At 69.7% G+C, this 17,539-nt stretch carries 18 protein-coding genes; 9 read left to right on the top strand and 9 right to left on the bottom strand.

The window, feature by feature from the left end:
• Position 1: 1 nt before the first annotated feature.
• Positions 2-1,255, bottom strand: a complete 1,254-nt coding sequence (locus tag ACWESM_RS22445) for a cytochrome P450 (protein WP_452493524.1) — start codon at positions 1,253-1,255, stop codon at positions 2-4.
• A 106-nt stretch (positions 1,256-1,361) separates the two neighbouring features.
• Between ACWESM_RS22445 and ACWESM_RS22440 the strand changes: the two genes are divergently transcribed.
• On the top strand, positions 1,362-1,832 hold the full coding sequence (locus tag ACWESM_RS22440; RefSeq protein WP_356966983.1) for a winged helix-turn-helix transcriptional regulator: 471 nt from the start codon (positions 1,362-1,364) through the stop codon (positions 1,830-1,832).
• A gap of 245 nt (positions 1,833-2,077) precedes the next feature.
• Here ACWESM_RS22440 and ACWESM_RS22435 read toward each other — a convergent pair whose 3' ends face one another.
• The gene (locus tag ACWESM_RS22435) at positions 2,078-3,301 is read right to left on the bottom strand and encodes a L,D-transpeptidase (protein ID WP_364430005.1); all 1,224 of its coding nucleotides are present in this window, start codon (positions 3,299-3,301) and stop codon (positions 2,078-2,080) included.
• Positions 3,302-3,495: 194 nt separating this feature from the next.
• Here ACWESM_RS22435 and ACWESM_RS22430 point away from each other — a divergent pair, with 194 nt between their 5' ends.
• The 4 genes from ACWESM_RS22430 to ACWESM_RS22415 all read left to right on the top strand — a co-directional run bounded on the left by ACWESM_RS22430 (position 3,496) and on the right by ACWESM_RS22415 (position 6,531).
• Positions 3,496-3,900 carry a GNAT family N-acetyltransferase gene (locus ACWESM_RS22430; protein WP_364430002.1) on the top strand — a complete coding sequence of 135 codons (405 nt, stop codon included), beginning with the start codon at positions 3,496-3,498 and terminating at the stop codon, positions 3,898-3,900.
• A 72-nt stretch (positions 3,901-3,972) separates the two neighbouring features.
• Positions 3,973-4,269 (top strand): DUF6285 domain-containing protein, encoded by a 297-nt coding sequence (locus ACWESM_RS22425; protein ID WP_355075713.1) that lies wholly within the window; start codon positions 3,973-3,975, stop codon positions 4,267-4,269.
• Positions 4,266-5,261 (top strand): phosphotransferase family protein, encoded by a 996-nt coding sequence (locus ACWESM_RS22420; RefSeq protein WP_452493521.1) that lies wholly within the window; start codon positions 4,266-4,268, stop codon positions 5,259-5,261. The genes ACWESM_RS22425 and ACWESM_RS22420 overlap by 4 nt, the downstream gene beginning before the upstream one ends.
• 7 nt (positions 5,262-5,268) lie before the next feature.
• Positions 5,269-6,531 (top strand): acyl-CoA dehydrogenase family protein, encoded by a 1,263-nt coding sequence (locus tag ACWESM_RS22415; protein ID WP_452493519.1) that lies wholly within the window; start codon positions 5,269-5,271, stop codon positions 6,529-6,531.
• A 6-nt stretch (positions 6,532-6,537) separates the two neighbouring features.
• Here the strand turns inward: ACWESM_RS22415 and ACWESM_RS22410 are convergent, their stop codons facing one another.
• On the bottom strand, positions 6,538-7,212 hold the full coding sequence (locus ACWESM_RS22410) for a class I SAM-dependent methyltransferase (RefSeq protein WP_364429995.1): 675 nt from the start codon (positions 7,210-7,212) through the stop codon (positions 6,538-6,540).
• Positions 7,213-7,326: 114 nt separating this feature from the next.
• Between ACWESM_RS22410 and ACWESM_RS22405 the strand changes: the two genes are divergently transcribed.
• Positions 7,327-7,491, top strand: coding sequence for a hypothetical protein (locus ACWESM_RS22405; RefSeq protein WP_355075720.1), 165 nt, complete (start codon positions 7,327-7,329; stop codon positions 7,489-7,491).
• A 48-nt stretch (positions 7,492-7,539) separates the two neighbouring features.
• On the opposite strand, the gene glpD is transcribed toward ACWESM_RS22405, so the two are convergent.
• The 3 genes from glpD to ACWESM_RS22390 are packed head-to-tail and all read right to left on the bottom strand — an operon-like array spanning position 7,540 to position 11,639.
• Entirely contained in the window at positions 7,540-9,219 is a 1,680-nt protein-coding gene (gene glpD / locus ACWESM_RS22400; protein ID WP_364429991.1) for a glycerol-3-phosphate dehydrogenase, read from the bottom strand.
• A gap of 51 nt (positions 9,220-9,270) precedes the next feature.
• Positions 9,271-10,791, bottom strand: a complete 1,521-nt coding sequence (glpK, locus tag ACWESM_RS22395) for a glycerol kinase GlpK (protein WP_355075724.1) — start codon at positions 10,789-10,791, stop codon at positions 9,271-9,273.
• A 38-nt stretch (positions 10,792-10,829) separates the two neighbouring features.
• Positions 10,830-11,639: an MIP/aquaporin family protein gene (locus ACWESM_RS22390; RefSeq protein ID WP_355075726.1), complete on the bottom strand. Its 810-nt coding sequence runs from the start codon at positions 11,637-11,639 to the stop codon at positions 10,830-10,832.
• Between the two features lie 256 nt (positions 11,640-11,895).
• On the opposite strand from ACWESM_RS22390, the gene ACWESM_RS22385 reads away from it, so the two are divergent.
• From ACWESM_RS22385 to ACWESM_RS22375, 3 genes are read left to right on the top strand one after another with little or no spacing between them, the layout of a single operon-like run.
• A complete protein-coding gene (locus tag ACWESM_RS22385) occupies positions 11,896-12,660 on the top strand; it encodes an IclR family transcriptional regulator (RefSeq protein WP_397279186.1) in 765 nt (254 codons plus the stop codon).
• A gap of 48 nt (positions 12,661-12,708) precedes the next feature.
• The gene (glpK, locus tag ACWESM_RS22380) at positions 12,709-14,226 is read left to right on the top strand and encodes a glycerol kinase GlpK (RefSeq protein WP_356967001.1); all 1,518 of its coding nucleotides are present in this window, start codon (positions 12,709-12,711) and stop codon (positions 14,224-14,226) included.
• A 48-nt stretch (positions 14,227-14,274) separates the two neighbouring features.
• Complete coding sequence (locus ACWESM_RS22375) at positions 14,275-15,114, top strand: DUF72 domain-containing protein (RefSeq protein WP_452493515.1); 840 nt, start codon at positions 14,275-14,277, stop codon at positions 15,112-15,114.
• 43 nt (positions 15,115-15,157) lie between these two features.
• Here ACWESM_RS22375 and ACWESM_RS22370 read toward each other — a convergent pair whose 3' ends face one another.
• From ACWESM_RS22370 to ACWESM_RS22360, 3 genes are all read right to left on the bottom strand, one after another.
• Positions 15,158-15,706: a YceI family protein gene (locus ACWESM_RS22370; RefSeq protein WP_364429979.1), complete on the bottom strand. Its 549-nt coding sequence runs from the start codon at positions 15,704-15,706 to the stop codon at positions 15,158-15,160.
• A gap of 70 nt (positions 15,707-15,776) precedes the next feature.
• Positions 15,777-16,382 carry an FMN reductase gene (locus ACWESM_RS22365; protein WP_452493513.1) on the bottom strand — a complete coding sequence of 202 codons (606 nt, stop codon included), beginning with the start codon at positions 16,380-16,382 and terminating at the stop codon, positions 15,777-15,779.
• Positions 16,379-17,473, bottom strand: coding sequence for an LLM class flavin-dependent oxidoreductase (locus tag ACWESM_RS22360; RefSeq protein WP_364429973.1), 1,095 nt, complete (start codon positions 17,471-17,473; stop codon positions 16,379-16,381). Before ACWESM_RS22360 ends, ACWESM_RS22365 begins: the two co-directional genes overlap by 4 nt.
• Positions 17,474-17,539: the final 66 nt, after the last annotated feature.

Raw genomic sequence — 17,539 nt, 5'->3', positions numbered from 1 at the left:
CCTACCTGGGCCGGATCGCCGTGAACTCGATGGGCAGGTGCGCGGGCCCGCGCAGATTGACGTGCTCCCGATACGGTGGCGGGTCGACCGTCAGCCTCGGTGACTCGACTCGTTGCGCGAACCGGGTCAACGCCACCCGCGCCTCCAGGCGGGCCAGGGGAGCGCCGACGCAGAAATGAGCCCCGAGGCCGAAGGCCAGATGGCGGTTTTCGCGCGCCGGGTCGAATCCGTCGGGGTCGCCGAACATCGCGGGGTCGCGGTGCGCGGCGGCGATCAGCAGCACAACCAGATCGCCGCGCTGAATGTCCGTGCCTCCTATGGTCAGATCGTCGGCGGCGATGCGCGGGATCAACTGGACCGGCGGGTCGAAGCGCAGCGTCTCCTCGACGACGCCGGCCGCGCGGTCCGGTTCCGCGCGGAGGGCGGCGAGTTCGTCCGGCCTGCGCAGCAGGGCGAGGGTCGCGTTGGCGATCAGGTTGACCGTCGTCTCGTGCCCGGCGACCAGCAGCAGCGCGCAGGTCGAGATCAGTTCCGCATGGGTGAGCACGTCTCCGGCGTCTTCGGCGGCGATGAGTTCGGACAGCAGATCGGGGCCGGGAGTGTGGCGGCGGCGGTCGGTGAGTTCTTCGAAGTAGGCGTACAACTCGGTCCCGGCGCGCTGGATCTCCGCCGGGTCGGCGCGGAATTGGGCGGCCGCGCGAGAAGTCGGGTCGAGCGTGCGGGACAGCAGGGCGGACCAGGCGCTGAGCTTGGCTTCGTCCGCCAGCGGGACGCCGAGTAGTTCGCAGATCACGGTCACCGGCAGGGGATAGGCGAAGTGATCGACGGCGTCGAAGCTCCCCGCGCGGGCGCGCTGGTCGAGCAGGTCGTCGACGATCTCGATGATCCGAGGCTCCAGTTGCCGCACGACGCGCGGGGTGAACGCCTTGGACACCAGGCGGCGCAGGCGAGTGTGATCGGGCGGATCCAGGAACAAGAACGAGGGTTTCGCTTGGGCCGCACCGTCTTCCCGCGTGCCGTCGTGGATCGGCATCGAGCCCAGCTGCAACCGGGCCAGCGACCGGTCGACGCTCGCGCGCGGATCGCGCAGCACGGCGGCGCAGTCGGCGTAGCGGGTGAGCACGACGACCGGAGCCGTGCCGATCCGGAACGCACCGGAGTCACGCAGCCGCGCGAAGACGGGGTACGGGTCCGGCCGCACGGCGGGGTCGAGCAGGCGCACGTAGTCGTCGGTCGGGTGGTTCGTGGTCGTCATCGACACTCCCAGCTGTCCGGCCCGGAGCGGGCACCGGTCTTGCTCGGTATTATTCCGATACCGTCGGTAGGAAAGCAATACCGATGCGGGATGCGAAAATGTCGCCATGACACTGCGGCGCCCGGTCGACGATTCGGTCACCCGCGTCGTCGAACTACTCGGCGACCGGTGGACCATCCTGCTCATCGCCGAGGCGTTCTTCGGGGTGCACCGCTTCAGCGATTTCGCGCGCAATATCGGCATCACCAACCGCAACCTGCTCACCAGCCGCCTGCGCATGCTGATCGACGCGGGCATCTTCACCCGCACCGACCACGGCGGCGGCCGGGTCGACTATCACCTCACCGCAGCGGGCCGCGAACTGTATCCGATCGTCACCGCGATGATGGTGTGGGGCGACAACCACCTGACCGGGCCGGAGGGCAGGCCGATCGTCCTGGAACATCGCACCTGCGGACACGAGACCTCGCCCATGCTGGTCTGCGACCACTGCCGCGAACCGATCGATCCGCGCGATGTGGAACCCAAGGCCGGGCCCGGCTTCCACCAGCCACCCGGGGCCGAACAAGCAGGTTGAGGGATGCGTGAACCCGGACTTGCTCCGCGCTCAATCCAGCTGGTTGACGAACGCCTCGGCCAAGTACAGCGGTAGGAGTAGGTAGTACAGCAGCATCGCCATCGAGCCGGCTCCGATCGTCAACGCGGGTCCCACGCGGTGCCGTCGCGGGAACGTCGCGCAGGGATGGGAGACCGGGTGGTCTCGCGAGTGCAGGAATGTAGTGCAGCTTCCCACCATCGGCAACACCGGGCAGCGTGTCGGCTCTAGTGGAGCGCGCTGCCCTGCACCCACTGCTCCCAGGGCACACCCCAGTCACCGTTCTGCCAGACCTCCAGCGGGGCGCCGCCCGTGTTGCGGATCTCCACCACGTCACCGGGGACGGCGAAATTGAAGAACCACTGGGCGTTCTCGCCGCTGAGGTTGAGGCAGCCGTGCGAGACGTCGGTGTTGCCCTGAGCCCAGACGGTGGAGTCGAGCTGGTGCAGATAGATGCCGTCGGTGCTGATCCGGGTGGCCCAGCCGATGGCCTCCTTGTAGCCGAGCCGGGAGTTGATCGGCAGTCCGTAGGTGGAGGAGTCCATGATCACCGGATTGGCCTTGTCCATCACCGTGTAGATCCCGGGCTGGGTCCAGAACGTGATCGTCTTGCCTCCGACGACCTCGCTGCCGCCCCTGCCCATCGAGGTCGGCATGGTGCGGATCAGCCTGCCGTTCTCGAAGACCTGGACCTGTTTGGTGTTGTCATCGGCGATCGATACGTGCGCCGCGCCGATGGTGAACGTGGTCTTGGTGTCCTCCTGGCCGTAGAGCCCGCGGCCGAGTTCCTGGCCGTAGACGTTCGCCGCCACGCTGACCTTGGTGCCCGGCGCGTAGTACTCCCTCGGACGCCAGTGCGCGTTGCGGTCGTCCAGCCAGTACCAGGAGCCCTCCACCGGCGGATCGGTGGTGACCGCGAGGTGCTTCTCGGCGGCGGCGTGGTCGGGAATGTTCTCGTCGAAGTGCGCCACCACCACGGTGCCCACGCCGAACGTGCCGCCGTCGGACAGTGGCGTGCCGCCCGTGGTGGTCAGTGACACCTTCGTCTGGTTGTTGGGGGTCAGCGTGGAGAAGGTCGAGGTGGTCGGGCCGGTTCTGCCGGTGATGCTCAAACCCTCCGCGGTCACCGTGTAGGTGCGGCCGTAGCCGAGCGGCTCGGTGGGTTTCCACGCCGTCTTGTCCGGCGTCATGATCCCGTCGACCGTCTTGCCCTGCTCGTTGGTCATGGTGACCCGGGCCAGCTGGCCGTCGGCCGTGCTCACCTGCACCGGCGCCAGCGGATCGACATTGCCCGCGCCCGAGGAGGGCGTGATCGTGATCGGCGCGGGCGCTGGGCCCGCCGCACCCGGTGTCTTCCCCGGCCCCGACGAGGACGAGCACGCCGCCACGAGCACCGCCATGATCAGGGCGAACCCCGCGACGATTCCGGATCGGACGCGACTGGTCGCCATGAAATCTCCTGTATCCGCCCAGCGCAACGAATGGCGCACCCGCGCCTGTCTATCCCCCTCGCAGTTTACCGACCCGTTTCGCGCGCGAACCCGTGCGGAGCGGGCCCACGGCAGACTCCCAGCCACTACACAGGAAGGGCCTCGGCGGAAAACCGCTGGCTCCCGGGCGGTCGACCTTTCTACCGTCGCTGGGTATGGAGATCGACTACCGATGGCGAGGCGCTCTGAGCGACAGCGAACTGGCCGACTTGACGAGATCGCACGGCGGCGACGCGGACCCGGGATGGTGGGACCGCGCGGCGCGGCACAGCCTCGGCTGGGTCACCGCCCGGACCGGCGCTGACGCGCTTGCCGGTTTCGTCAACGTGGCGTGGGACGGCGGCGACCACGCGTTCCTGCTCGACCCGAAGGTGCGGTCCGAATGGCAGCACCGAGGCATCGGCACCGAACTCGTCGCCAGGGCCGCGCACGGTGCCAGGACGGCGGGCTGCACCTGGTTGCACGTCGATTTCGAGGATCGCCTCGCGCCGTTCTACTTCGATGCCTGCGGTTTCCGCGCCACGACAGCCGGACTTCTGCGACTGCGCGGCCACGGCTGACGGCCGAAAGTACCGATCGGGACCGCGCCGGCGCGTGCCATGCTGAGGGCCGGAGTCGACCGAGGGGAACGAATGCAGAATCGCCCATCGGCAGCGGAGTTGCTGGATTCGCTCGCCGAGCTGCTCGAGGAGACGCTGCTACCCGCCCTGCCCGCGGAGTTGCGGCACAGGGCGCGGGTGGGGGCCAACCTCGCCAGGATCGTGCGCAGGGAGATCGAATCGGGCCCCGGCGCAGCCGAGCGGGAGCGCGAGCTGCTCGCCGCGGTGGCCGAGGGCGATGACGAGCGACTATGGGCGGCCCTGGTCTCCGTCGTGCGGGCGGATCTGGCGATCGCCAAGCCGGGCTACGACGCCTGGGCGGCCGAGTGAGCGCCGATCCGGCGCGCGGCTTGGCCGAATTCCTCGGGTCGGGAACCCGCGAGGTGACGGTGTCGAACCTCGAATACCTCTCCGCGGGCGCCCGCCGCCGCAACGTCGCTTTCGAGGCCGATCTGGGCGGCGGGACGCGTCGCCTGGTCGCGACCATCGTGCCGAGCGCGATCGAGCTGGTTCCGGTGGACGTGGAGGCCGCCGTCCGGGAACTGGCGCGCACGCACGGTGTTCCGGTGCCGCCCGTGGTGGCGATCTGCACCGACGCCGCCTTTGTCGGGGGCCCGTTCGTGATCTCCGAGCGCGTCGATGGGGAAACCGTGCCGCGCAAGGTGTTACGGCTGGTCGAGGCGTCGGGCATCGGCGAACGGGTCGCCGAGCAATTGGGCGAGGCCATGGGGCGCTTGCACGCGATCGACCCGGCGGACGCGCCCGCACGGCTGCCCGTCGCGGCGGCCGATCCCGAGCGCCAGCTGATCGAGGCCGACGGGCAGGTGCGCGCGCTCCTGCCGGACCGTCCGGTGTTCGCCCTCGCGCTGCGCTGGCTGGAACGCCACTGCCCGCCCGCGCCGCCCCGCACCGCGCTGCTGCACACCGACCTGCGCAACGGCAACATCGTCGTCGGTCCCGACGGCCTGCGCGCCGTGCTCGACTGGGAAGGCGCGCAGCGTCAGGGTGATCCGATGCGCGACGTGGCTTGGCCCGCGCTGCGCATGTGGCGCTTCCGCGCGGACGACCGCGAATTCGGCGGCCTGGCGGGCCGCGAGGCGTTCGTGCGCGGCTACCACCGCGGTGGCGGGAGCTTCGACGAAGACCGGTTCCGCTGGTGGAAGGTGCTGTGCACGCTCGGCTGGGGCGTCGGACTGGCCGGGCAGGCCGCGGCCCATCTGGACGGCAGCGTGCGCGACATCGTGATGGCGGCCAGCGGACGCCGCGTGTCGGAAATCGAATGGGACCTGCTGATGCAGATCCGACCCACTGCGAAAGGCTGAATGCCCGATGGATTTCGAGCTACCTGCGGAACTGGTCGATTACCTCGCCGAACTCGACGCGTTCATCGATCGGGAGATCACCCCGCTCGAGCAGGCCGACGACAACATCCGCTTCTTCGACCACCGCCGTGAGGACGCCCGCACCGACTGGGAGCGCGGCGGCCTGCCGAACGGGGAGTGGGAGGAACTGCTGGCCGAGGTCCGCAGGCGCGCCGACGCCGCCGGTCACCTGCGCTACGCGTTCCCAGCGCACTACGGCGGGCGGGACGGCACGAACCTCGGCATGGCGGTGATCCGCGAGCACCTGGCCCGGCGTGGCCTCGGATTGCACTGCGATCTGCAGAACGAGCACGCCATCGTGGCCAACAATGTCGGCCTGTTGCTCATGCTCGAATACGGCACGCCCGAGCAGCAGGCGGAGTGGGTGGACGGACTGGCCTCGGGAACGAAGTTCTTCGCCTTCGGCATCACCGAGCCCGAGCACGGCTCGGACGCGACGCACATGGAGACCTCGGCGGTCCGCGACAGCGACGGCTGGGTGATCACCGGGCGCAAGACCTGGAACACCGGTGTGCACATCGCCGACGCCGACCTGATCTTCGCGCGCACCTCGGGCGGCCCCGGCGACGCGACGGGCATCACGGCGTTCCTGGTGCCCACCGACGCACCCGGGTTCATCGTCGAGGAGTACCTCTGGACCTTCAACATGCCCACCGACCACGCCCGGGTCGCGCTGGACGGCGTCCGGCTCCCGGGCTCCGCCGTCTTCGGCGGCGAGGGACGCGGCTTGGCGGTGGTCCAGCACTTCTTCAACGAGAACCGTATCCGCCAGGCCGCGTCCAGTCTGGGCGCGGCGCAGTACTGCATCGACCAGTCGGTGGCCTACGCCAAACAGCGCAAGCCCTTCGGCAAGCCGCTGGCCACCAACCAGGCGATCCAGTTCCCCTTGGTGGAACTGCACACCCAGTGCGAGATGTTGCGCGCCCTCATTCACAAGACCGCGTGGTCGATGGACACCTACGGCACGTTCGCCGTCTCCGAGCAGGTCTCGATGTGCAACTACTGGGCCAACCGGTTGTGCTGCGAGGCCGCCGACCGCGCGATGCAGGTGCACGGCGGCCTCGGCTACTCCCGGCACAAGCCGTTCGAGCACATCTACCGCCACCACCGGCGCTACCGGATCACCGAGGGCGCCGAGGAGATCCAGATGCGCCGCGTCGCGGGCTACCTGTTCGGCTTCATGGGCAGCAAAGCGCCGAAGGGCGTATGAGCCGGGTCAGAGGCGGCGGATCCGGGCCAGCCACGCGGCGGCGTCGACCTGGCCGGACTCGGAGATCTCCAGGTCCGTCGCTTCTTGCGCGACCAAATCGGTGACCCGTCCGCGGTACTGGGTCGCTCGTAGGTCCTCCACCGACCAGCCGTCGCGGAACGACTCCCGGATCAACGTGTCGCTGATCCGCGGCCCGAACCCCGGCTCGACATCCGAGAGCGCGAGAACGTAGAGCGTTCCGCCCGGCTTGCAGACGGCGTGCAGGCTGCGGACGTACGCGGCGCGCGCCTCGTCCTCGGTCCCGAAGACGTGGAACAGCGCGCTGTCGACGACGGTGTCGAACGCGGGCGCGGAGCCGGGCGGGTCACCGGAGAAGTCCGGCCGGTCGCCGAGGGCCAGCGCGTCGGCCACCTCGAACACGGCCGACGGCACACCCTGTTCGGCCGCGTTGGCGCGCGCGTACGCCACCGCGCTCGGCGACATGTCGATGCCCCGCACGTCGTATCCCAGGCGGGTCAGCAGGATCGTGTGCTCACCCGCGCCGGAGCCCGGGTCGAGCACGCGTCCGGTGATGCCGCCGTCCCGCTCGAGCGCGACGATTGCCGGTTGCGGCTCGCCGATCACCCAGGGTGCGGAGTCGTTGTCATAGACGGTGTTCCAGAAATCAGCTGGACGAGTCATGCCACCATGCTTCATCCTCAACCGCCGTTGAGGTCAACCCGACGCGGCCGGGATTGTGCGAGGTCCGGACCACGTACGCTGCGTCGACGCGGCGGTCGCGGGTACGCGCCGGGTATGAGCACACCGAATATCGATCCCGAAACGGCGGAGTCGATGCAGCAGGACGCGGATTTCGCCGAGGAGCACACCAAACCGACGCACGCCGACGAGCACCCGGCCGGTGAGCAGCTCGAGACCGACGAATCGACTCCGCGCGGCCACGGCGGAATGGATCGGTGAGCACGGCGTGGCACGGTTCCACGCGGAAACCGTGCCACGCGACCGCGCTCAGGCGACGGCGACCATCCGAGCCGCGTTGGCGGACTCGTCGTCGGCCGCCTGGTTGGCGGCCAGTTCGGCGCGCACCCGCTCGCGGTACCGGGTGATCTCCCGCTCGGTGGCGGCGGCGTCCCAGCCGAGGTGCGCGCCGATCAGCCAGGCCACCTCGGGCGCGGCGGCCAGACCGCGGTCGGCGGCCTCGATGGAGACGCGGGTGCGGCGGGTGAGCACGTCGTCCAGGTGCAGCGCGCCTTCGTGCGTCACCGCGTACACGGCCTCCGCGCCGAGGTACTCCGGCGCGCCGGTGAGCGGACGGCCCAGGTCCGGTTCGCGGGCGATCAGGTCGAACAGGTCGGTGATCGCCGAGCCGTAGCGGCCGAGCAGGCGCTCGACCGTCGCCCGCGGCAGGCCCGCGCGTTGCGCCAGGCTGTCGAGGTCGGCCGCGAGTTCCTGGTAACCCACCGCGCCGAGGATCGGCAGGTGCTCGGTCACCGACGGCGCGACCGCGCGGCCGAGTCCCGCCACCGCCGCGTCCACGACGTCGGCGGCCATCACCCGGTAGGTGGTGTACTTGCCTCCCGCGATCACGAACAGACCGGGAGCCGGTTCGGCGACCGCGTGCTCCCGCGAGAGCGTCGCGGTGTCGGCCGACGCGCCGGACAGCAACGGACGCAGCCCCGCGTACGTGCCGACGATGTCGTCGCGGGTGAGCGGCTCGCGCAGCACCTGGTTGACGTGGTCGAGCAGGTATTGCACGTCGGCGTCGCTGGCGGCCGGATGGTCCTTGCTCAGCGACCAGTCCGTGTCGGTGGTGCCGATGATCCAGTGGCCGTGCCACGGGATGACGAACAGCACGCTCTTCTCGGTGCGCATGATCAGGCCGGTGTCCAGATGCAGGCGATGACGCGGCACCAGGATGTGCACGCCTTTCGACATGCGGACGTGGAACGGGAACTCGACGCCGGTCATCCGGTTCATCTCGTCGGTCCACACGCCGGTGGCGCTGATCACCCGGCGCGCGCGCACCGTGTGCACCCGGCCGGTTTCCAGGTCGGTGACCTCCGCGCCGACGACGCGCTCACCGTCGCGCAGCAGCCCCGTCACCTTGGTGCGGGTGAGCACGGTCGCGCCGTGCTGGGCGGCGGTCCGCGCGATCATCATCGTGTGCCTGGCGTCGTCGACCTGCGCGTCGAAGTACCGGATCGCTCCGGTCAGCGCGTCCTCGCGCAGCGCGGGCGCCAGCTCCAGCGCGCGGGTGTGCGACAGGTGCCGATGCATCGGCAAGGCGCGAGCACCGCCGATCGTGTCGTACAGGGCGACGCCCGCGCCGATGTAGGCGCGTTCCCAGACGCGATGGCGTAGCGGCAGCAAAAACGACACCGGCCGCACCAGGTGCGGGGCCAGCCGGCGCAACAGCAGGCCGCGTTCCTTCAGCGCCTCCCGCACCAGCCAGAAGTCCAGCTGCTCCAGGTAGCGCAGCCCGCCGTGGATGAGCTTGCTGGAGCGGCTCGAGGTGCCTGCCGCGAAGTCCCTGGCCTCCACCAGGGTCACGGCGAGGCCGCGGGCGGCGGCGTCGAGGGCGGCGCCCGCGCCGACCACGCCGCCGCCGATGACGAGTACATCGATCTCGGTGTCGCCGAGTGCGTTCACCGCGCGGGCGCGGTACTGGGCGTCCAATCGTGCGGACACAGCGGTATCTCTCCTTGTTTCGGGGTTATTCGGGTAGGACGGCGTCGCCCCTCATTCGTCGACGTCGATCCAGTCGAGGGTGCGGGCGACGGCCTTCTTCCAGCGCGCGTAGCCACGCTCGCGCTGTTCCTCCGACCAGGTCGGATGCCAGCGCTTGGCTTCGTTCCAGTTCCGTTCCAGCTCGTCGGTGTCGTTCCAGAAGCCGACCGCGAGCCCTGCCGCGTAGGCCGCGCCGAGCGCGGTGGTCTCGGCGACCACCGGACGCGACACCGGCACACCGAGGAAGTCGGCCTGCAGCTGCATGCACAGCTCGTTGGCGGTGACGCCGCCGTCCACCCGCAGCACGTCCAGCCGCACTCCGGAGTCGGCCTGCATCGCCTCGACCACGTCGCGGGTCTGGTAGCAGATCGATTCCAGCGTCGCCCGCGCGAGATGGGCGTTGGTGCTGTAGCGGGACAGACCGACGATCGCGCCGCGCGCGTCCGAGCGCCAGTACGGCGCGAACAGGCCGGAGAACGCGGGCACGAAATACACCCCGCCGTTGTCCTCGGCCTGCCGGGCGAGCGATTCGCTTTGCGCCGCGCCGGAGATGATGCCCAGCTGGTCGCGCAGCCACTGCACCGCCGAGCCGGTCACCGCGATGGAACCTTCCAGCGCGTACACCGGCTTCTCCCCGCCCAACTGGTAGGCCACCGTGGTCAGCAGGCCGTGCTGCGAGCGCACGATCTCGGTTCCGGTGTTGAGCAGCAGGAAGTTGCCGGTGCCGTAGGTGTTCTTCGCCTCGCCGGGACGGAAGCAGACCTGTCCGACGGTGGCGGCCTGCTGATCGCCGAGCACGCCCGCCAGCGGCACCGCGCCGCCGAACGGTCCGTCGGCGCGGGTGGTGCCGAACAGTTCCGGGTTGGCCGAGGGAGCGATCCGGGGCAGCATCGCGCGCGGCACCCCGAACAGGGACAGCAGTTCGTCGTCCCAGTCCAGAGTCTCCAGATTCATCAGCATGGTGCGGCTGGCGTTGGTCGGGTCGGTGACGTGCACGCCGCCGTCGACACCGCCGGTCAGCTGCCACAGCAGCCAAGTGTCGGTGGTGCCGAACAGCGCGTCGCCGCGTTCGGCGTCCTCCGCCACCCCGGGAACGTTGTCCAGGATCCAGCGCAGCTTGCCGCCGGAGAAGTAGGTGGCGGGCGGCAGGCCCGCCTTACGCCGGATGATGTCGCCGTGCCCGGCTCGTTCCAGTTCGGCGGCGATCCGGTCGGTGCGGGTGTCCTGCCAGACGATCGCGTTGCAGTACGGCCGCCCGGTCTTGCGGTTCCACACCACCGTGGTCTCGCGCTGGTTGGTGACGCCGACCGCGGCCAGGTCGCTCGCGACCAGATCGGCCTTGGTCAAGGTGGTCTGGATGACCGCGCGGGTGCGCTCCCAGATCTCGGTCGGATTGTGCTCCACCCAGCCCGGGCGCGGCAGGATCTGCTCGTGCTCGAGCTGGTGGCGGGCGACCTCGTTGCCACCGTGATCGAACACCATGAAGCGGGTGCTCGTGGTGCCCTGGTCGATGGCGCCGACGTACTGGCTCATCGCGGTCCTTTCGGGAAATTACTGGGAAAGAGCAGGATTCAGAACAGGAACTGCGCGGCGAGTCCGGCCAGCGCGCCGCCGAGCAGCGGGCCGAACACCGGCACCCAGGCGTAACCCCAGTCGGAGTCCTTGCCGTGTGGTGCGGCGTCGGGCGATTCGGCCGGAGCGGGCGCACCCGCGCCCACGGGGACCAGGACCGCGTCGGCGGGGGCGGGCTTGCTCACCGGCAGCAGCGCGTGCGCGATGCGCGGACCAAGATCGCGAGCGGGGTTGATGGCGTATCCGGTCGGCCCGCCCAGGGAGGCGCCGATGCCGACGACCAGGAGCGCGGCGGCGGCCGGGCCGAGCCCGCTCGGGGTGTGGCCGAAGGTGAGGATCACCAGGACGAGGATGAAGGTGCCGATCACTTCGGTGACGAAGTTCCAGCGCAGGGCGCGAATCGCGGGGCCGGTGGCGAACACCGCGAGCTTCTTCTCCTCGTCGATCTCGGCGTCGAAGTGGCGCTTGTAGGCGACGTAGGCCACGGTCGCGCCGAGGAAGGCGCCGGCGAATTGGCCGCTCAGGTACGCGAGTGTCGTCGAGCCGGAGATCGCGATGCCGGGGGCGAACTCGTCGGCCCCGCTGAACAGGATGCCGACGGTGACCGCGGGGTTGAGATGGCCGCCGGTCTTGTAGGCGACGTAGACGCCCGCCAGGACCGCGAACCCCCATCCCATGTTGATCAGCAGCCAGCCGCCGTCCAATCCTTTGGACTTCGCCAGCAGTACGTTCGCGACCACACCGACCCCGAGCAGCACCAGCACGCCTGTGCCGAGTGCTTCACTGAGGAAGATCGAGCCGAAGTTCATCGTTGAGCCTCCGTTCGCCCCGCAGGTCGCGGACGCGACCGTGCGTGAAACGGAAACTACGGCGGGATACGGAACCCGGATACAGCTGCCGTTCGACAATGTCGAACGCCTCGACTGGTTGCCGGAAGGCGGCGACGCTACCGTCCGACGCGCGAGGAGGATGTATGGCGCAGCTCACACTGGGTTTCAATGATGTTGCTCAGGTATCACCAGCCGTTCGACATTGTCGAATCACGACACGGGTAGGTTCCCCGATATGCCAGGTGCGATCCAATCGATCGAGCGGGCGGCGGCCGTTCTGCGGCTGCTGGCCCGCGGCTCAGGGCGGCTCGGCGTCGGCGACATCGCGAGCGCGCTCGACCTGCCCAAGCCGACCGCGCACGGCATCCTGCGCACGCTGCAAGGCGTCGGCTTCGTCGAACAGGATCCGGCCACCGGCAAGTACCAACTCGGCGCGGCGCTGCTGCACCTGGGCACCAGCTACCTCGACGCGAACGAGTTGCGCTCCCGCGCGATCAACTGGGCCGACGCGCTGGCGGCGCGCACCGGCGAATCGGTGCGGATCGGCGCGCCGATGGACGGCGCGGTGGTCGTGGTGCATCACGTGTTCCGGCCGGACAATACCCAGCAGGCGCTCGAACTCGGCGAACTGCTGCCGCCGCACGCCACCGCGCTGGGCAAGGTCCTGCTCGCCTACGACGCCGAGCTGGCCGCCACGACGCGCCGCGCCGAGCTGGCCCCGCTCACACACCGCACCCTGGTCGACCGCACCGGGCTCGCCAGGGCGCTGGGCGGCGTCCGGCAGGCCGGATGGGCGGGCGACACCGAGGAATTCCGGACGGGCGAGGCGGGTATCGCGGCGCCGATCCGGGCGCCCGGTGGCCTCGTGGTCGGCGCCATCGGCATCACCGGCGCGGTGGACCGGCTCTGTGACGCCCAGCTGCGGCACCGGCCCGCGCTGGTCGGTCAGGTGCTCGACGCCGCACGGGCGGTGTCGCGCGATCTCGGTACGAGTCACTGACTTTCGTCCCCGCGGTGACCGTCCGATGTCGATCAGGAGCAGCCGAGCATGAAGCAGCGTTACGTGCTGGCCATCGACCAGGGCACCACCTCCACGCGGTGCATCCTGTTCGACCAGCGTGCCCGGCTCGTCGGCGTCGCGCAGCGCCCGCACCGGCAGCACTATCCGCGGCCGGGCTGGGCGGAGCAGGACGCGCTGGAGATCTGGCGCAATGTCGAGCGGATCGTGCCGCAGGCCCTGCGGGATTCCGGTGTGACGGCCGACCGGATCGCCGCGCTGGGCATCGCCAACCAGCGCGAGACCACCGTGGTGTGGGACCGCCGCACCGGCACGCCGATCGGACGCGCCATCGTCTGGCAGGACGTGCGCACCGAGGAACTGGTCCGCGAGCTCGGGGACAAGCCGGGCGCCGACCGGATCCGAGAGCTGTGCGGCCTGCCGCTGGCCAGCTACTTCGCCGCGCCGCGGCTGCGCTGGATGCTGGACTCGGTGCCAGGTCTGCGCGAGCGCGCGGAACGGGGCGAGGTGCTGTTCGGCACCATGGAGACCTGGCTGATCTGGAACCTCACCGGAGGCCCCGACGGCGGGCTGCATTGCACCGACGTCACCAACGCCAGCCGCACCCTTCTGATGAACCTGCGCACCCTCGCCTGGGACGACGAACTGCTGGAGTTCTTCGGCATCCCCGCCCGCATGCTGCCGCGCATCCAGCCCTCGATCGCGTCCTACGGCAACACGCGCCGGGTCGTGCCCGGCATCCCGATCGCCGCCGCCCTCGGCGACCAGCATGCCGCGTTGTTCGGCCAAACCTGTTTCGCGCGTGGGGAGACCAAGTGCACCTACGGCACCGGCGGCTTCCTCATGATGAACACCGGACGCGACCTGGTGCGTTCCGAGCACGGCCTGCTCACCACGATCGGCTACCAGATCGGCCCCGAGCCGGTCTACGCGCTGGAGGGGCCGATCGCGGTCACGGGATCGCTCGTGCAATGGGTGCGCGACAACATCGGACTGGTCACCAGTGCGCCGGAGATCGAAACCCTCGCGCGCACCGTCGAAGACAACGGCGGCTGCTACGTCGTGCCCGCGTTCTCCGGGCTGTACGCGCCGCATTGGCGCAGCGACGCGCGCGGTCTCATCGCCGGGCTGACCTCCTACATCACCAAGGGCCACATCGCGCGCGCCGTGCTGGAGGCGACCGCTTGGCAGACCCGGGACGTGGTGGAGGCGATGAACGCCGACTCCGGCCTGCAAGCCGCGGCACTGCGCGTGGACGGCGGGATGACCTCGAACAACCTGCTCATGCAGATCGTGTCCGATGTGCTGGATGTTCCGGTGCTGCGTCCGTTCGTCGCCGAGACGGTCTCACTGGGCGCGGCGTACGCCGCGGGTCTCGCCGTGGGGTATTGGCCCGACCTCGAGGGATTGCGCAACAATTGGCGCCTTGCCGCCCAATGGGTTCCGCGCATGGACGCGGAGCTGCGGGAGGACGAGTACGAGAACTGGAAACGCGCGGTCGAGTTGACCTTCGGCTGGGTGCGGTCGAAGAAGCGGGCGCGGCGGTGAGTCCGGGGCCCGGAGCTCGTGTCGGGAGCGTGGGTTAGCGTCGAGAGCATGCGGCTTCACGTGGGATGTGCGATGTGGACGCACGCGGCCTGGCAGGAACGTCAGCTCTCCCCGGGGGAGCGGTTGCGCTGGTACGCCACGTGGTGCAACGCGGTCGAAGGCAATACGACGTTCTACGCGACGCCGTCGCTGCGCACAGTCGAATCATGGGCGGCGCAATGCGATCCCGCGTTCCGCTTCGTGCTCAAGTTGCCGAAGCCGATCACCCACGAACGCAGACTGACCGGCGTCGAGCAGGAGCTGCGGTCCTTCCTCGCCGCGATGGAGCCGCTCGGCGAACGCATCCACGCCCTGTGGATCCAGCTGCCGGGTTCGTTCGGACCCACCGATCTCGGTGTGCTGGCCGGTTTCCTGCGCGACTTCCCGCGCTCGTACCGGGTCGCCGTCGAGGTGCGTCACCCCGCGTTCTTCGAGGACGAGCAGGCGGCGCGCAGGCTGGAATACGTACTGTCCAGGGTCGGCGCCGAATGGGTGCCGTTCGACACCACCGTGCTTTTCGACGGTCCGCCCGCCAGCGCGGCGGAACAGGAGGCGGCCGCGAAGAAGCCGCGGGTGCGGCGCAGGATGCGCGCGCTGACCGAATACCCGATCGTGCGCTTTCACGGCCGCGACGACGTCCAGCGCACCGTCGACGGCTGGCGGCCGTGGGTCGGCACGGTCGCCGAATGGCTGCGTGAAGGCCGCTCGCCCACCGTGTTCCTGCACACGCCGGACAATGCGGGCTCGCTGGAACTGGCCCGCCGTTTCCATGCCGCGGTCAGGGCCCGGCTGCCCGAGCTCGAGCCGCTGCCCGAGCCCGCCGCCGCCGAGCCCATGACGCTGTTCTGACGGAAAACGCCTCCCGCGGCATCGAGCCGCGGGACCGCGCGGATCAGGCCTGCAGGCCGACCTCGACCTCGAGGGTGAGCGTGATCTTGTCGCCGATCACCGCGCCGCCGTCGGGCAGCGGCATGTCGATGGTGATGCCGAAGTCGCGGCGGTTGATCACGGTCTTGGCCTCGAAGCCCGCGACCGGCCCCTGGCCCATGCCGGGGTTGACGCCGAGGAACTCCACCTCGAGCGATACCGGCTTGGTGACACCGCGAATGGTGAATTCGCCGTCCACCACGAAATCGTCACCCTTCACCCGGAAACCGGTGGACTTGAATGTGGCCACCGGGAACTGCTCGGCCTGGAAGAAGTCCGCGGTGCGCAGGTGGGCGTCGCGCTGTTCGTTGTCGGTGGTGACCGAGTCGACCCGGATCTCGGCCTCGGCCGAGGCGCTGCCGTCCTCGCCGATCACCAGCTTGCCGGAGAAGTCGGTGAAGCGGCCGCGCACCTTGCTGACCATCAGGTGGCGCACCGAGAAGCCGAGCGTGGAGTGGGCGGGGTCGATGGCCCAGGTGCCCGCGGTGAGAGCGTTGGTGGTTCCGGTCGACATGGCGTTCTCCTTGATAGTTGAGATTTGAATTAGTTGGGTGTGAACGGGGGTGGGATCGGTCGGGGGAAGATCAGTGAGTGCCGAGCAGCTGTGCGAACGGTACCGGGTCGTCGTACGGATCGGTGCCACGCGCTCGCGGCGTGTTGGTCAGCGCGGCGGCGAATTCCGCTGCGGCGCGGTCGATCCGAGGGCTCAACCCCTCGGTCGCCGCGGACGCCCAGTCTTCCGACGCCGCGTACACCGCGGTGGGCGCGACCACCGCGTGCAGGTAGCTGAACATCGGTCGCAGCGCGTGTTCCAACGCGAGGGAGTGGCGCGCCGAGCCGCCGGTCGCGCCGAGCAGCACCGGCATCCCTGCCAGCGCGTCCGGTTCCAGTACGTCGAAGAACGTCTTGAACAGGCCGCTGTAGGAGGCGTTGAAGATCGGCGTGACGGCGATCAGGCCGTCGGCGCCTGCCACGCTGTCGAGCGTCGCGCGCAACCCGGTCGGCGCGAATCCGGTCAGCAGGTTGTCGGCCAGATCCCGCGCGTGCTCGCGCACCTCGACCACGTCGACGGTCACGTCCGCGCCGGACGCGGACAGCGCCGCCGCGGTGGCCGCGGTGAGCCGGTCGGCGAGCAGCCGGGTCGACGAGGGCTGCGACAGGCCGGCGGAGACGACGGCGATGCGGGTCATCGGGTCGCCTCCACGGCGGCGTCGCGGGCGGCGACCAGGCTCGCGTGCGTCGGGGCGTCCGGCACGTGCGCCGGGCGCAGGTCCGCGAACTCTTTGCGCAGCACCGGCACCACTTCCTCGCCGAGCAGGTCCAGCTGCTCCAGCACGGTCTTCAGCGGAAGGCCCGCGTGGTCCATCAGGAACAGTTGGCGCTGGTAGTCGCCGAACGTTTGGCGGAAGGTGAGCGTCTTGTCGATGACCTGCTGCGGGCTGCCCACGGTGAGCGGGGTCTGCTCGGTGAATTCCTCCAGCGACGGGCCGTGTCCGTACACCGGCGCGTTGTCGAAGTAGGGGCGGAACTCGCGCACCGCGTCCTGGGAGTTCTTGCGCATGAACACCTGTCCGCCCAGGCCGACGATCGCCTGGTCGGCGGAGCCGTGGCCGTAGTGCTCGTAGCGCTGCCGGTACAGCCGGATCAGTCGCTGGAAGTGCTCTTTCGGCCAGAAGATGTTGTTGGCGAAGAAGCCGTCGCCGTAGTAGGCCGCCTGCTCGGCGATCTCGGGGCTGCGGATCGAGCCGTGCCAGACGAACGGCGGAACGTCGTCCAGCGGGCGCGGCGTGGCGGTGAACGACTGCAACGGCGTCCGGAATTTGCCTTCCCAGTCGACCACGTCTTCGCGCCAGAGCCGGTGCAGCAGGTGGTAGTTCTCGATGGCCAGCGGGATGCCGTCGCGGATGTCCTTGCCGAACCACGGGTAGACCGGGCCGGTGTTGCCGCGGCCGAGCATGAGGTCGACGCGCCCCTCGGCCAGGTGCTGCAACATCGCGAAGTCCTCGGCGATCTTCACCGGATCGTTCGTGGTGATCAGGGTCGTCGCGGTGGAGAGCTGGAGCCGCTCGGTCCGCGCCGCGATGTAGCCGAGCATCGTCGTCGGCGACGACGGCACGAACGGCCGGTTGTGGTGCTCGCCGGTGGCGAACACGTCCAGACCGACCTCCTCGGCCTTGCGCGCGATCGTCACCATGGCGGTGATGCGTTCGTGCTCACTCGGCGTCCGGCCGGTCGTGGGGTCGGTCGTCACATCACCGACCGTGAAGATTCCGAACTGCACGACGCCTCCTTCGTTCTCAGTCTGACTCAATTTGGTGGATATGGCAACCAAAGGAACCGGCTGGGG

The sequence above is a fragment of the Nocardia sp. NPDC003999 genome, from assembly GCF_053604885.1.
Note: the sequence above shows the minus strand (reverse complement) of the source record. Positions and strands in the feature narration are given on the sequence as shown.